Below are 14604 nucleotides of genomic sequence, written 5' to 3' on the forward strand. Positions count from 1 at the left end.
TAGCTTAAAAGTAGTAAAATCACATTTTTTTAAGTTTGTAAATAAATTCTTAGTAAATAAATTCTTATATGAAGGGAATGTAGTGGATTTATCTGGCTTGTTTAACAAAAATGCTGGCACTACTAGTATTGTAAGTATAGATGTAGCAAAATCTTTGGCCTACTGCTTTGAAGAAAATAGCTTAAAAGTATTATCTTTACAAAAAGTAAATAAAGATGCTACTAAAATCGTTAGTATAAAGCTAAAAGATATACAAAATACTCGTGTTCAAAGCATGCTAAATGGTGAAGAGCTACAAAATGATATAGTAGTTCAAACTAGAAAAAATCTAGGCTTAAATGATGAGATAGAATATATCGTAAAATCACGCATTGTAGGCGAAAATAGTTATGAGAGCTATGCGCTAAATTATGAAGTTTTGAGCCAAGGCTTGCAAGATGTTGTCTCAGAACTAAAATATATTGATAAAATCATCCCTGATCCATTTTTGTTTGAAGGGCTTTATGAAGCTAGGGTTTTAAATGCTAATGAAACACACTGCTTTTTATTTTTAGATAATGATGATGCTTTTTTGGCACTTTATAACAAGGGCGGGTTTGGCTTTACTCGTGGTTTTGGCAGGTATAGTCTAACTAATCTTTGCGAACAATACAAAAATAATACCGGTGCTAATATAGAACTAAAAGACTTTTTAAACTCGCTTAAAAATGAAGGTGTAAATGGTGCGTTTTTTAGCGTGCTTGATGATATGGCGTTTTACATCTCAGATGTATTTAATAGCACAGCAAGCCTAGCAAATGCTGGTATAAGCAAGGTTTTTATAGGCTCTAGCATAGGCGCAATTCCAGGTCTAGCAAATCTAATAAATCAAAAACTATCTATAGAAACCATAGATTTTGACTTTAATAAAAAATTTGAAGCAGGCGACCTTGATGCAAGCTGCATGAATACTATAAGGTATTATTATGCTAAATATATTTTAGATGATAGCTTAAACTTCACAGCATTTTCTCGTCCACCGGCTTTTTTAAAGCGTGATGGGGGTCAGTTTTTGGCTGTGGTGGCTATCGCTTGTGTATTAGGGCTTATTGCTCCTATTTATGAGCTTGGTTCGGCGCTTTATTATTTTGGTATAAATCATTTTGAAGAGTCAAAATTACAAGACATAAAAAAAGAACTATCTATCCTTGAGCCTGATTATAAAAGCAAAAAAGAACAAGTAGATAACCAAAAAAAGCAAATTAATGAACTAGAAGCTAGCATAGCAACTAGCAAAAAACTTTTAGATGAAAGCCAAGATAAGAAGTTTAATTATAGATCAAAGGCTGAGTTTTTAAGTGATATTAGTGCTTTAATCAGCGATGTAAAGGTAAAAACTACGCATATAAACTTTAAAAACAACGAAGCAAATATACACATAATAAGCGATGATGATAATAAAATCACAGCTTTGATAGAAAAAATAGATAAATCAAGTAAGTTTAGGGTAACTACTGAACGAATTTCTGTGCAAAACACAAATAGTGCTTTGTTTGAAAGCAACATCACGGTAGGATTTATAAAATGAAAATAGATATGCAAGAACAGTTACAAAAACTAGATGATTATTTTGTAGGCAAGAATAAAACCTTATATTTTGTAGCAGCTTTTGCTGTGATTTTGTATTTTCTTGCTTTTGTTTTGGCTCCAATGTGTGAGAGCTTAAAGCAGAGTTTTTCATCTGATCTTGACAAAACTAGACAAGAATTAGCAAAAACCACAAGCATAGAGACGATAAAAACTGCTATTTCTAATATGGAAAAAGCTCTAAACCAAAATGTAGGCAAAATAAGTGAGCTAGAAAGCCAAAAAAAAATTTATGTTAGCAATACAGCCAAGTTTGCTAAGGCGTTTTTTAATAGCTCTGAGCTACCAACTCACATAAACGAAGTCTCAAATAAAGCTATAGGAAGCGGTGTTCAAATCACAAAAATCATAAATAACACAAAAGAAATTCTTCCAAATAAGCTAGATGCTATGTATGATTTAAATGTAAGCTTTAATGCAAAAAGATTTGAGAATGCTCTTAAATACATATATGTGCTAGAAAGTACAAAAGAAATCAGCGATATAAGTTACTTTGATATAAAAGGACAAAATGGTTCTTTAAATTGTGTTTTAAATATCATTACTTGGGGATTTAAAAATGATTAGATATTTACTTTACACGATGTTTTTTGGTGTGCTAGCTCTAGCTCAAAGCATAGCCGATGTAGTAGTGGTAAATGACAAAAACTCTAGCAATAAAGTCTCTAGTCTTGTAGAAGATAAAATAAAAAAAATGCAAAGCGTTAGAATTCTAGATAAGGCAATTCTAGAAAATATTCAAGACCCATTTGAATACGATAAAGTAAGCAAGCAAGATTTGCCAGCATTAGGTAGTTCTAGTGAAAATGCCATAAAAGTGCTAATAGGTTCTAAAATCAAAGTTGGAGAAAACTGGCTAAGTAAGGGTGATAGCATCGGCACTACGAAAATCGTAGATATCAAAACAGACAGCGTTCTTTTACAAGAAAAAGATGGAAATATCTTTACTAAAAAACTAAAAAAAGGAAAAATAGATGGTTTGGAAATTAAATAAAATATTTTTAGCTTTAGCTTTGTGCTTTGCTTTTTCTTCTAGCTTAGAAGCTAGCAATTGTAATAATAGAGCTCTTAGTATAACTACAATTGAGACAATTAGTATTAAAGAAATTCTAGATCAGCTCTCTGGCGAGTGTGGTTTTAGCGTAGTGATAAAAGCTGGAGATAAAGACGCCACACAAACGCTTTCAAGCACTGTCTCAAGCCTAAATATTAAGGGTTTAACTTTACATGAAATCTTTAATATTTTATTATCTCAAAATGATTTGATATATTCATTTAGAAAAAATATTCTTAACATATCATCTGTGGATACTAGGATATTTAAGGTTGATTATATAACCTCTATTAGAGAAGGAAGAGCAGTAGTAAAAGCCTCAGCTGACTCAGCCCCAATCCAGCTAGATGACACTACAAACACAAATACAAATACAGATACCAAAAATCAAGAAAATATCATTGAAACTACTGAAAAATTTGATTTTTGGGAGAGAATGGCTGGTGAAATTGAAGCTATTATGAATAATGGCAAAGAAGGCTTTAAAGCACCACTGCCAGTAGTAAACTCAAACGCCGGACTTGTTAGTGTAACAGGTACAAAAGCACAGCTTGAAAGGGTTCAGGAGTATATCTCTAAGCTAAACAAAAGCCTTAAAAAACAAGTAATGATAGATGTCCGCATAGTCTCAGTTGATCTAAATAACGAGTATCAAAGAGGCGTTGATTGGTCAAAGTTTGATCTATCTTTTAATAGCTACTTAGGCGGCAATCCAGCAACTCCAAGCCAATTTACCTTTGGTCGTTGGAACGATACACACACAGCTTGGGATATAGTTACACCTAGTATGAATCCAATTCGTGGTGGCTTCATTCTACAAGGTGCTGTAAATATAAACCTTGAAGGTGTGATAAACTTCCTTGATACTACAGGCACAACCCGTGTAGTCTCAAGTCCAAAAATAATGACAATGAACAACCAGCAAGCCCTAATCTCAGTAGGTGATAATATAAATTATCAAATCACAAACACCATAATAGGCACAGAAACAAAAACTGAAAATGTAGATATCAAGCAATATTCTACTTTTATAGGAATTCTACTTAATCTTTTGCCTGAGGTCAGCGATGATGGCAAAATTATGCTTCGTATAAATCCTAGCCTAAATACCTTCAAATACAAAGAAGACAATATTAGGCAAAATACCCCAAGAACTATCGCTCCTGATACTATGCAAAAAAAGCTCTCAAGTGTAGTTCATATAAACAGCGGCGATACTGTAGTTCTAGGTGGACTAATCAGCCAAGAAAGTGGCGATGGAACTACAAAAGTCCCAGGTCTAGGCAATATTCCAGTGCTAGGATATTTATTTAAAAGTGAAAAAAAGATTCTTAGAAATACAGAGTTAGTTTTCATCATCACTCCACGTATAGTTGATATTGATGAGGGCAATAAGCTAAAAGACTCTTTAAAAAGTCTTGGATTTAGCGACGGATTATTTTAATGCAAAATCCATATACCAAGATAAAAGATATTTTTCTTGATAGCATAAACGAACATGATTATGTTAAGCTTGATAAAAGCGTAATAGCATATCGTAAGATTTGTTCTGCGCTTGATAAACCATTAAAAATTATTTTATTTTTTGGTAAGCCAGGTAGTGGAAAGACTTTTTTATTACATAAAATTTACTCTGATTTAAAAGATGATAGAGAAATTTTACTCTTTCCGCAGCCTTTTTTTAAAGAAAGCGATTTCGTAAAGGCAATTTGTGAGAGTATAAATATTTCTTTGCTTGCTAATGTAGATGAGCTTTTAGCATATTTTAGAGCAAATGTAAAAACTGATGCTATGAGTGGCACGCCTTTGCGCCAGATTTTGCTAATGCTAGATGAATCTCAGCTCTACCCAAAAGAACTAATTGAAAAAATTCGTCTTATGGCTGATACTAGGTATTTTAAGATAGTTTTTACTATTCATAAAACAGTAAAAGAAGATGTGCTAGCAAAAGACTATTTTAAAACACGCATTTGGGAGGTCGTGGAGTTTGAGCCTTGTAGCTTGGATGAGACAAAAATGTATATAGAAAAAAAGCTTGCTTATCACGGCTTTGAAAGTACTTTTGCTATATTTAGCAAGGCAAATCTAAAAAACCTTTGGAAATACTGCAGTGGCAATCTGCGCCTTTTAAATAAGCTACTTTATAAGTTTTTTGAGATACTAGAGTATTACGAAGAACGCAGCCCGAGTAAAGCCCGTAGTGCTATATCAAAGGTTATAGATATGGCAGCTATTGATACAGGAATGTTAAATGCTTGATACTATAGAAGTTGCAAAACTAGAAAAATTATACGCAAAAAGACAAGCAAAACGATTGCTAAAGTATTTGCTTGCTTGTTTGTTTGCTACTTTGCTTTTAGCTACTGCTATTTTTTATTCTTTTGATGATGCTACAAAAAATTCTAGTATAGAACTAGCAAAAAACGAACAAAATAAAAAAGAAGAGCAAGAATATGCAAATGCCAAGCCAGACAAGCAAATAGAAGATAATGAAGAAGATATCAAAAAAGCCCAAAAGCAAGCCCTAAAAGAAAAAGCTAGAGCAAAAATAAAAGAAGAAGAGGCAATGCTAGCTGAAATTGATCTAAGTGGGTATTTTAATGAAGTGCCAGAAAGCGCTATATCAAAAGAGCCTTTATATAGAACGCAAATTGAAGAACCAGAATATGACCCTACAAACAGCACGCCAGCCATAAATATAAAAAGCACAGAAATACAGCCAGACTATAATAATAAAAGTAGTAAAAATAATATAACAATCAGTTCAACACCAATAAAGCCAAGCTTAGAGAGCATAGAAGAACATTTTAAAAATAGCAAAGACCCAAAAGATGCCCTCGCTTTAGCAAGAGATTATTATGCTAAAAAAGACTATAAAAACGCAGCCAAATGGGCATTTGAGCTAAATAATTTAGACAAAAACAACGCTGATGGCTGGCTTATTTTTGCTAAATCAAAGTATAATGTAGGCAATAAAAAAGATGCTCTAAAAGTGCTTGAAGCCTATCTGAGCCAAGTAAGCAACAAACAAGAGGTTCAAAACCTAATCACAAAAATGCAAAGCAATATCCCACTAAGTGAGTAAAAAATGGCAAGCATAATAGATATAAATAAAACAATCACTCAAGTTCTACAAAAAAGTGGCAAGTTTGATGAAGCAGTGATGGCAAGCTTTGAAGCAGAGCTAAATGAGTCAAACACCAGAGCTTTACTAGAAGAAAAAATCGGGCTAAACACCGAAGGTATAATGAATGTCCTAGCTCTTATATACCGCAGAGGTCGTATAAATATCGATGAGGTTTGCGGATATTTTGCGCTTGATAGAGTAGGGTTTTTAAAGTATTTTGCGCAACACTTCAAGTTTGAGTATAGCTCACTAGATGAAAGTTCTATTGACTATAATCTTGCTAGAAAAATTCCTAGCGCACAGCTAAAGCACCTTGGAGCTTTACCTTTAAAAGAAGATGAAGTAAATGTTTATGTAGCTTTTAGAGATCTTTTTGATGTAGAAGTACAAGATCAAATCGCAAATATCTTTAACCGAAAAATTCTAAAAGTAGTAGTCTGCGATACCACAAAGCTAGATAAAGTGCTTAGCAAAATGGAGCTAAATGAAAGCGTAAGCTCGCTAATAGCTCAAATCCGCCAAGAAATCAGCAGCACTAGCACAGACGATGGCGGCGAGAGCTCTGGTATTTTGCGCCTAATTGAAACTATACTAAAAACCGCCATTTCAAGCCGTGCTAGCGATATACATATAGAAAGCAGTGAGAAAAACTGTATTGTTAGGTGTCGTATTGATGGTATGCTAGCCGAGATTTTTGTTTTTGACAAAGACATTTATCCCCCGCTTGTAAGCCGCCTAAAAATGCTTTCAAACTTGGATATAGCAGAGCACAGAAAGCCTCAAGATGGCCGCTTTAGCGTTCAGGTTTTAGGGCGTGATTATGACTTTCGTATCTCAACTCTGCCTGTAATTCACGGTGAGAGCGTGGTAATGAGAATTCTAGATAAATCAAAGGCTATCATCAAGCTTAGCGAACTAGGTATGTTAGAAGATAATCTAGCAAAATTCTCTCGCCTTACTCGCACGCCTTATGGTATGATACTAGTAACTGGCCCAACAGGCTCTGGTAAAACGACCACTCTATACGCTGCGCTAAATGATATAAAAAGCGTAGAGAAAAAAATGATCACCGTAGAAGATCCGGTAGAGTATCAAATGGATATGATCCAGCAAGTTCATGTAAATGAAAAAGCAGGTCTAACCTTCGCAAGCTCTCTTCGCTCAATCCTTCGTCAAGACCCTGATATCGTTATGATAGGCGAGATCCGTGACCAAGAGACCCTTCGCATCGCTATTCAAGCAGCGCTAACTGGACACCTTGTTTTTTCTACACTTCACACAAATGACGCTATTTCAGCTGTAGCGCGCGTGGTGGAGATGGGGATAGAGCCTTATTTAGTAAGTGGCTCGCTAATAGGCGTAGAAGCCCAGCGCCTAGTTCGCAAGCTCTGTCCACACTGTAAGCAAAAAATAACGCTAACACCAATGCAGTTAGATCACATCATACACCTAATTCCAGATGATTTTACCTTTTATGCGCCAGTGGGCTGTGAGAAATGCTCTCAAACTGGCTATTTAGGCAGAGAGATGATAAGTGAGATTTTGCCAATTAGTGATAAAATCTCATCGCTAATTGCTAAAAACGCTACAAAAGAAGAACTTACAAGCACAGCTTTAGCCGAGGGCTTTAAGGACTTTTTTACAGATGGTATCCGTAGGGCAGCTATGGGAATTACTAGCATTCCAGAGGTTTATAGGGTGGCTAAATCATGAAAACATATAAAGTAACGCAAAAAAAACTAGGCAGAGTGTTTAGCGACACTATAAAGGCCCAAAGCCTTGCCCAAGCTAAGCAAATAGCTGTAAATAAGCGTGGTGGCACAGTAATAGAGGTTAGCGAGAGCAAGAATATTTTTGATCTAGATGCTATAAAAACCGCACTTTTTACTCCAAAGATAAAAATGCTTAGCTACATCGCTACTTTGCGCCAGCTTGCTGTTATGACTAATGCTGGTATCTCTATCCACGATAGCATAAATGAAGTAGTAAATAACACCAAGGACAAGCGAGTAGCGCAGATCTTTGGTCGCATGAGAGATGATCTAAATGCTGGTATGAACATAAGCGATAGCATAATTCAGTTTAAGCGTGATGTGGGTAATGTAAGCATTGCGCTAATCAGCCTTGGCGAGCAAACAGGTCGCTTGGCTGAGTCCTTATATCACCTTGTAGAAATACTCCAAGATGTATATGATAACCGCCAGAAGTTTAAAAAAGCTATCCGCTATCCTATAGTAGTAATCTGCGCTATTATTCTAGCTTTTATCTTGCTTATGCTGCTTGTAGTACCAAAGTTTAGAGATGTTTTTGCTAGCTTTAACGCCGAGCTGCCTTTGCCAACTAGAATTCTATTAAACATCGAGTGGGCATTTAGTAACTACGGCTTTGCTATAGGCGCAGGCGTGCTTGCGGCTATTTTAATAACTATTTTTATTTATTACCGCAACCCACGCTTTAAATACGGCTTTGATAAATATATTTTAAAACTCTATTTGATAGGTAATATTATTTTCTTCTCAACTATGAGCCGTTTTAATCTTGTCTTTGGCGAGCTAGTTCACTCAGGAATTCCAGTTATTGACGCGCTTAATACCTCGCTTTTAAATGTAGAAAATAGTTTTTTAAGAGAGCGTTTGGAGAGCGTAAAAATCTCTGTTAGCCGTGGTAATAGCCTATCAAGCTCAGTAGCAGCCACTGAGTTGTATGAAAATATGTTAGTGCAGATGATCGCAGCAGGCGAGCGTTCTGGTAGCATTGATGCGATGTTAGCTAGAATCACAGACTATTATAAAGAGCGATTTAACAACATACTTGATAACATCTCAGCCTACATTGAGCCGATTTTGCTTGTGTTTATTGCTGGTATGGTTATTCTTATGGGACTTGGTATCTTTATGCCGATGTGGGATCTAGCCAAGGCTGTGAAGTAGATCGCACGGAATTTATCTAAAAATTTCATGCTTGGGAATTCTAGAATTCCTAAGTGAATTCCTAAGTGAATTCCTAAGCGAATTCTAGAATAAATTTCTAGGGAATTCTAGAATTCTCATCTAGAATTTCTAGAATTCCCTAGAAAATATTTTTAAGCGCTAGTAGCTTTGCGCTGTGTTCTATGGTGCTAATATGCGCTAAAAGCTCGGATGCGCTTTTTGCATACACGCACAGCTCGCCACTTTTTAGTAGCACGAAGTTTGTGTTACTTTGGACGAAGTAGCGCACTATCTCGCTTGGGGCACGGTCTTGCCAGTCTTCTAGCTGCTTGATATCATAGATAAATGTGTTACCAACTAGCTCAGCACCTGTTAAATCCTGTGGCTCAAAAGCCGTATGCCCCAGCGCATAAGCGCAGATAAAAGCAGGCGAGCAGTAGCAAACAAAGCGCGAGCTAATAATGTTTTTGTAGATATTTTGGTGAAGAAGTGCGTGTTTGCTAGCCTCTTTCCAGCGGTAGTCCTTTTTGCCTAAAAGCAAAAGAAAATCTTCCTCGCTCTCAAAAAGCGCATCTTGCTTGCTAACGATGAAATTATCGCTATCAAAGCGCATAGAAAGAGACGAGCCGTAGTTAATAAGCCCAAGAGAAAAAAGCCTACGCCCAAGCACACTTAGGGCTGATTTTGCTTCATTTATATCCATTTTTTTCCTTCAATTTCGCAAATTATAGCAAAAATTCGGCTCATTTATGCTATTATTTGCTTTATGAACTCGCCACATATTCCAGTTTTGCTAAATGAAGTTTTAGAAGGTTTTAACCATTTTGATAGTATTGATAAGCCTATTTTGCTTGATTGCACCTTAGGTTTTGGTGGGCATAGCGCAGCACTGCTGCAGCGTTACAAAGCCCTTAAAATCATCGCTTGCGACCAAGACGAGCAGGCTTTGGATTTTTGTAAAAAACGCTTTAAAGCTGAGCTAGAAAGTGGCAAAATCACGCTTTATAAAAGCAATTTTGCTAGTATTATAAAGCGCATTAAAGGCTTGAGAATCTCAGGTATTTTAGCTGATATCGGCGTTAGCAGTCTTCAACTTGATAGTAGCGAGCGTGGCTTTGGGCTTGGTGCAAATAGCCTTGATATGCGGATGGATAAAACTGCGCCAAAAAGTGCAAAAGAGATAGTAAACGAGTATAGCGAGGGCAGGCTAGAGCAGATTTTTAGCGAGTTTGGCGAGCTTAAAATGGCAGCCAAAATCGCTGCTAAAATCATCGCCGCTAGAGCAAAATCGCCCATAAATACAGCAAAGGAGCTAGCAGACATCATCGGAGGTGAGCGCATAAAAGGGCGAAATGTAAGCATAGCAAAGCTGGTTTTCCAAGCCCTGCGCATAGAGGTAAATGACGAACTAGGTGTGCTAAAAAGCCTGCTCTCCACCCTAAAAGACTTGCGTCCAAGTGGTGCAAGAGTAGCTATCATCGACTTTCACTCGCTTGAAGACCGCATCATAAAAGAGAGCTTTCGTGCGTGGAGTAAGGGCTGTGTGTGCGACCCCTTTGCCATGCGCTGCGAGTGCGGCGGCGGACACGCACTAGGCAAAATCATCACAAAAAAGCCCATCACGCCAAGCGCAGATGAACTGCGAGCCAACCCACGCAGTAACTGTGCTAAGATGAGAATATTTGAGTTTAAATAGGATAAAAATGCAAAAACCAAAAAGCTTGGAGCAAATCGCAAACGAACTAGCCGCAAAGCGTGAGCCTATAAAAATGGAGCCAAAGCCCAAAAACACAGGCGGCATAGACCTTAGCCGTGCTGCTGGGGCTATAAAAGAGCAGCCAAAACAGCAGCCAAAGCCAAATCTAGCGCAAAAAACTAGAATTCCTAGTCAAAATCTGGCGCAAAATTCTAAAATTCCTAGCCAAAATCTGGCGCAACAACCTAGAATTCCTAGTCAAAAACCACAGCTAAACAGTGAACAAAATTCTAGGAATTCTAGAATTCCTAGTGCCAGCCAGCCACAAACTGCCAGTCAGCTACAAAGCACGCAAAATTCTAAAATTCCAAGTCAAAATTTTACGCAAAAAACTAGAATTCAAAATCTAGTGCAAAAACCACAGCCAAACAGCGAACAAAACGCTAGAAATTCTAGAATTCCTAATCAAAATCTAGCACAAAAACCTGAACCAAAAATAGAGCCAAAAATAGAGCCAAAACCTGAGCCAAAAGATGAAAAAATCGTAATCAAGCCAAAAATCACCACTTTTAGAGATGATATCAGCGCACTTTATGAAACCCCTGCGCAAAACCTTAGCAAGACCTCGCTTTTTATCGCTATTGGCATTGCGTTTTTGGTGATGATTGCTACCTTGCCAAAGATTTTTATCGCAAATGAGATTTACTACACTAGCCGTGATATCGGCACTTTGCGAGACAAGCTAGGCGTGCTAAATGAAGAAAACAGAGAGCTAAAAAGCAAGCTAGAACAAATCCGCTACCAAAATCAAGTAATAGATAATTTGCGCTAGTTTGGCTTAAAATTACGCAAAATCTGCTATAATCGGCAAAAAAACATCAAGGAATAAACATGAAATGGACAAAAGAATCATGGAGAGAGCTAAACATTCTCCAGCAGCCAGATTACGAAGACAAAGCTAAATTAAAAGAAGTAGAAAATAAGCTTGCTAGCTTGCCGCCGCTTGTATTTGCAGGTGAGGCAAGACGCCTTCAAAGCCGCCTAGCGCAAGTTTGCGAAGGTAAGGCCTTTTTGCTTCAAGGTGGAGATTGTGCTGAGAGTTTTGCGAATTTTAGCGCAAACTCTATTCGCGATACCTTTAAAGTCATGCTACAAATGGCTATTGTGCTAACCTTTGCTGGTGGCTGTCCTGTGGTAAAAGTAGGGCGAGTAGCAGGGCAGTTTGCCAAGCCTAGAAGCAGCGATACTGAAACCATAAATGGCATAACCTTGCCAAGCTATAGAGGCGATATCATAAATAGCCCAGTCTTTAGCGCAGAGGCTAGAAAAGCCGATCCTGCTCGCATGCTAGAAGCCTATCATCAAAGCGCAGCCACGCTAAACTTGCTTAGAGCCTTTGCTAGGGGTGGTTTGGCTGATTTAGAGCAAGTTCACAAATGGAACCTAGGCTTTGTTAAAAACGCTGGCTTAGGCACTGAAAAGTTCAAGCATTTAGCAGAGCAAATCTCACAAGCTCTTGCTTTTATGGAGGCTTGCGGGATAAATACTAAAAATAGCCCGACTTTAAGAGAGACAGCATTTTACACCTCGCACGAGGCGCTGCTACTGCCGTATGAAGAGGCGCTTACTCGCATTGATAGCCTTAGTGGCGAGCCTTATTGCTGCTCGGCTCACATGCTGTGGATAGGCGAGCGCACCAGAGGACTAGATGATGCGCATGTGCATTTTCTAAGTGGGGTTAAAAACCCTATCGGCTGTAAAATGGGGCCAAACGCTACAGCTGATGACATCATCAAAATCGCAAACAAAATCAACCCTGCAAACGAAGCAGGACGCTTTAATATCATTATCCGCATGGGCTCCCAGCTCATAGGCGAGCGTTTGCCAAAGATACTTGAGGGCGTAAAACGCGAGGGGCTAAATATACTTTGGAGTATAGACCCGATGCACGGCAACACCGTAAAAGCATCAAATGGCTACAAAACAAGGGAATTTAAGGCTGTGATGAGCGAGGTAAAAAGCTTCTTTGATATACACAAGGCTTGTGGCACAGTAGCAGGCGGCGTGCATCTAGAAATGACAGGAAACGATGTCACAGAGTGCACCGGCGGCATCAGCGGTGTAAGTGAGGCTGACCTAGCTAGTCGCTATGAGACGCAGTGCGACCCACGCTTAAATGCTGAACAAGCATTAGAACTAGCTTTTTTAATCGCTGATTGTGTAAAAGAGGCTAGGAAATAATCTAGAACTCTCGTCATCGCAAGGGAGCAAAGCAATTTAGTTAGGGAATTCTAGAATTCATAAGGAATTCTAGAATTTAACCCCTAATTAGAATTCTAGAATTCCCTACTATGTCATCCCCCAGCCCCTTTGGGGGATCTCTATAGGGAATTCTAAATTTATTATGATGAGATCCCTCGAAGGGGTCGGTGGATGGCACAAGGCTTGGGAATTCTAGAATTCCTAGGAATTCTAGAATTTAGCCCGATTTTAGCCCTAGGAATTCTAGAATTCCTTAAATCTTTACAAAGAGAAAATATGCAAGAAATTAAAAAAAATTATGGTCTTATTTTAAAAGGCGGAAATATTACTTTAAGCGATTTTACTTTTGAGCGCCCTTTTGCTCTGCTTGGCAATAATTTGCTAGTAAAGGTCATAGGGGGGGGGTATAGCTATATAAGCACTTCGTCTGTGCTGCGAAATGCTAGTATCGGCAGGTATTGCAGCATAGGTGATAATGTCTGTGTGGGCGTGGGCAAGCACGCTCTAAGCTGGGCTAGCACCGCTAGCATGACTAGCACGAGTTTTATGTTTGATGATATTTGCTCGTTTGGCAACTTTGATGGGCGCATTGCTCCTTGTGAGCCGATGGACTGGTGGCCAGCACATACAAAAATAGGGCATGATGTGTGGTTTGGCACTGGGGTTTTTATCCCTGGGGCGCATGATGTCAGCATCGGCACAGGTGCTGTGGTGGCTGGTAAGGCTGTAGTTACAAAGGATATCCCAGCCTACGCCATAGCAGCTGGCAATCCAGCTAAGGTAGTAAAAATGCGCTTTAGCGATGAAATAATCGCTGATTTGCTCTCTAGCAAATGGTGGGAGTATGACCTAAACTACTTTTATGCAAAAACCGGTATAAAAGTGCCTATGAACGATATAAAGGCTTTTTTAAGCTTTTTGGCTGAGCATAAAGAAAACTTAGAAAACTCTCGTTTTAGCTGTGCTAAGCAAGTAGCTAGCTGTGATGGCAAAAGCTTGCAAATTAAAAACTTGGAATAAAAATGAAAGAAGCACTAAAAAGCCATGGACTTTTGCTATATGGCAATTCTTTTGTAAATAATTTTGTCTTTGAAAGGCCTTTTGCCCTTTGGGGTGGCTGCAGAGTCCAAAACTGCGTTGGGGGGGGGGTATAGCTATATAAACGCTAACTCCGTGCTAGAAAATACAATAATAGGCAGATATAGCTGCGTGGCTCATAATGTAACTATCGGTGCCCTGCGCCATGAGTCTACTAGCGTGGCTATGACTAGTGTAAAGGCTTTTGTAGATGAGGGCGTGGGTGCTACTTGCGAGCCCATAGCAGAGCCTTTTGATTTTTGCGATATCCGTCCGCAAAAAACAGTCATCGCAAACGGCGTGTGGGTAGGGGCTAATGCTTTTTTTCCAGCAGCACATGAGCTAAGCGTGGGCAATGGAGCAATAATCGCAGCTTGTGCTGTGGTAACAAAGCCTGTGTCAGCCTATGCTGTGGTGGCTGGCAATCCAGCCAGGCTCGTAAAAATGCGCTTTAAGGATGAAATAATCGCTGATTTGGAGAGTAGCAAATGGTGGGAATATGACTGGCCTTTGGCTACTGCTAGACTTGGGATAAAAGCACCTTTTAGCGATGCTAAGAACTTTTGTGCGTGGTGGGCAGATGGTGGCGCAGAGCTTTTAGCACCTTTTAGGCTGGAAGCTAAGCTAGCTCGCATAAGACAAGATGAAAACGGCGCTTTTTTGGATAGATTAAATTATAACTTTGATAATATTTTCTAAGGAATTCTAGAATTCTTTAGCTTAAATCTAGAATTCCTTTTTGGCAAATTTTATTGACATTATATACAAAGATAAATTATACTTATACAAAACGATTTTTGGCGTGTTTTCGCCGTTTTTTGTAAATAAAAAA

The 14604-nt window shown here is 38.4% G+C and carries 14 protein-coding genes; 13 read left to right on the forward strand and 1 reads right to left on the reverse strand.

From position 1 onward, the window contains the following. Positions 1-82: 82 nt before the first annotated feature. The 8 genes from PTQ34_RS05470 to PTQ34_RS05505 are packed head-to-tail and all read left to right on the forward strand — an operon-like array spanning position 83 to position 8737. Positions 83-1567, forward strand: a complete 1485-nt coding sequence (locus PTQ34_RS05470) for a coiled-coil domain-containing protein (RefSeq protein WP_273932515.1) — start codon at positions 83-85, stop codon at positions 1565-1567. Further along, positions 1564-2193 (forward strand): hypothetical protein, encoded by a 630-nt coding sequence (locus PTQ34_RS05475; RefSeq protein ID WP_273932517.1) that lies wholly within the window; start codon positions 1564-1566, stop codon positions 2191-2193. Before PTQ34_RS05470 ends, PTQ34_RS05475 begins: the two co-directional genes overlap by 4 nt. Continuing rightward, complete coding sequence (locus tag PTQ34_RS05480; RefSeq protein ID WP_273932519.1) at positions 2186-2620, forward strand: hypothetical protein; 435 nt, start codon at positions 2186-2188, stop codon at positions 2618-2620. Before PTQ34_RS05475 ends, PTQ34_RS05480 begins: the two co-directional genes overlap by 8 nt. Beyond that, positions 2601-4124, forward strand: a complete 1524-nt coding sequence (gene mshL / locus PTQ34_RS05485; RefSeq protein WP_273932521.1) for a pilus (MSHA type) biogenesis protein MshL — start codon at positions 2601-2603, stop codon at positions 4122-4124. The genes PTQ34_RS05480 and mshL overlap by 20 nt, the downstream gene beginning before the upstream one ends. Further along, a complete protein-coding gene (locus tag PTQ34_RS05490) occupies positions 4124-4939 on the forward strand; it encodes an ATP-binding protein (RefSeq protein ID WP_273932523.1) in 816 nt (271 codons plus the stop codon). Before mshL ends, PTQ34_RS05490 begins: the two co-directional genes overlap by 1 nt. After that, a complete protein-coding gene (locus PTQ34_RS05495) occupies positions 4932-5765 on the forward strand; it encodes a CDC27 family protein (RefSeq protein WP_273932524.1) in 834 nt (277 codons plus the stop codon). The genes PTQ34_RS05490 and PTQ34_RS05495 overlap by 8 nt, the downstream gene beginning before the upstream one ends. 3 nt (positions 5766-5768) lie before the next feature. After that, the gene (locus PTQ34_RS05500; protein WP_273932525.1) at positions 5769-7520 is read left to right on the forward strand and encodes a GspE/PulE family protein; all 1752 of its coding nucleotides are present in this window, start codon (positions 5769-5771) and stop codon (positions 7518-7520) included. Then, positions 7517-8737, forward strand: coding sequence for a type II secretion system F family protein (locus PTQ34_RS05505; RefSeq protein ID WP_273932526.1), 1221 nt, complete (start codon positions 7517-7519; stop codon positions 8735-8737). Before PTQ34_RS05500 ends, PTQ34_RS05505 begins: the two co-directional genes overlap by 4 nt. Positions 8738-8876: 139 nt before the next feature. Here PTQ34_RS05505 and PTQ34_RS05510 read toward each other — a convergent pair whose 3' ends face one another. Then, positions 8877-9440: a class II aldolase/adducin family protein gene (locus tag PTQ34_RS05510; RefSeq protein ID WP_273932527.1), complete on the reverse strand. Its 564-nt coding sequence runs from the start codon at positions 9438-9440 to the stop codon at positions 8877-8879. Between the two features lie 63 nt (positions 9441-9503). Here PTQ34_RS05510 and rsmH point away from each other — a divergent pair, with 63 nt between their 5' ends. The 5 genes from rsmH (at position 9504) to PTQ34_RS05535 (ending at position 14471) form a co-directional block, all read left to right on the forward strand. Beyond that, positions 9504-10433, forward strand: coding sequence for a 16S rRNA (cytosine(1402)-N(4))-methyltransferase RsmH (gene rsmH, locus PTQ34_RS05515; RefSeq protein WP_273932528.1), 930 nt, complete (start codon positions 9504-9506; stop codon positions 10431-10433). Between the two features lie 7 nt (positions 10434-10440). Next, the gene (locus PTQ34_RS05520) at positions 10441-11265 is read left to right on the forward strand and encodes a hypothetical protein (protein WP_273932529.1); all 825 of its coding nucleotides are present in this window, start codon (positions 10441-10443) and stop codon (positions 11263-11265) included. Between the two features lie 59 nt (positions 11266-11324). Beyond that, positions 11325-12674 (forward strand): class II 3-deoxy-7-phosphoheptulonate synthase, encoded by a 1350-nt coding sequence (locus PTQ34_RS05525; protein ID WP_273932530.1) that lies wholly within the window; start codon positions 11325-11327, stop codon positions 12672-12674. Positions 12675-12866: 192 nt separating this feature from the next. Further along, positions 12867-13715, forward strand: a complete 849-nt coding sequence (locus PTQ34_RS05530) for a CatB-related O-acetyltransferase (protein WP_273932531.1) — start codon at positions 12867-12869, stop codon at positions 13713-13715. A gap of 93 nt (positions 13716-13808) precedes the next feature. Further along, entirely contained in the window at positions 13809-14471 is a 663-nt protein-coding gene (locus tag PTQ34_RS05535; RefSeq protein WP_273932532.1) for a CatB-related O-acetyltransferase, read from the forward strand. Positions 14472-14604: the final 133 nt, after the last annotated feature.

Origin of the sequence: Campylobacter magnus (assembly GCF_028649595.1) — a bacterium.
Lineage (GTDB): Bacteria > Campylobacterota > Campylobacteria > Campylobacterales > Campylobacteraceae > Campylobacter > Campylobacter magnus.

Bases quoted from the DNA above. Each gene is read 5' to 3' on its own strand.
- PTQ34_RS05475 (WP_273932517.1), top strand. From the start codon at position 1,564: ATGAAAATAGATATGCAAGAACAGTTACAAAAACTAGATGATTATTTT.
- PTQ34_RS05480 (WP_273932519.1), top strand. From the start codon at position 2,186: ATGATTAGATATTTACTTTACACGATGTTTTTTGGTGTGCTAGCTCTA.
- mshL (WP_273932521.1), top strand. From the start codon at position 2,601: ATGGTTTGGAAATTAAATAAAATATTTTTAGCTTTAGCTTTGTGCTTT.
- PTQ34_RS05490 (WP_273932523.1), top strand. From the start codon at position 4,124: ATGCAAAATCCATATACCAAGATAAAAGATATTTTTCTTGATAGCATA.
- PTQ34_RS05495 (WP_273932524.1), top strand. From the start codon at position 4,932: ATGCTTGATACTATAGAAGTTGCAAAACTAGAAAAATTATACGCAAAA.
- PTQ34_RS05500 (WP_273932525.1), top strand. From the start codon at position 5,769: ATGGCAAGCATAATAGATATAAATAAAACAATCACTCAAGTTCTACAA.
- PTQ34_RS05505 (WP_273932526.1), top strand. From the start codon at position 7,517: ATGAAAACATATAAAGTAACGCAAAAAAAACTAGGCAGAGTGTTTAGC.
- PTQ34_RS05510 (WP_273932527.1), bottom strand. From the start codon at position 9,440: ATGGATATAAATGAAGCAAAATCAGCCCTAAGTGTGCTTGGGCGTAGG.
- rsmH (WP_273932528.1), top strand. From the start codon at position 9,504: ATGAACTCGCCACATATTCCAGTTTTGCTAAATGAAGTTTTAGAAGGT.
- PTQ34_RS05520 (WP_273932529.1), top strand. From the start codon at position 10,441: ATGCAAAAACCAAAAAGCTTGGAGCAAATCGCAAACGAACTAGCCGCA.
- PTQ34_RS05525 (WP_273932530.1), top strand. From the start codon at position 11,325: ATGAAATGGACAAAAGAATCATGGAGAGAGCTAAACATTCTCCAGCAG.
- PTQ34_RS05530 (WP_273932531.1), top strand. From the start codon at position 12,867: ATGGCACAAGGCTTGGGAATTCTAGAATTCCTAGGAATTCTAGAATTT.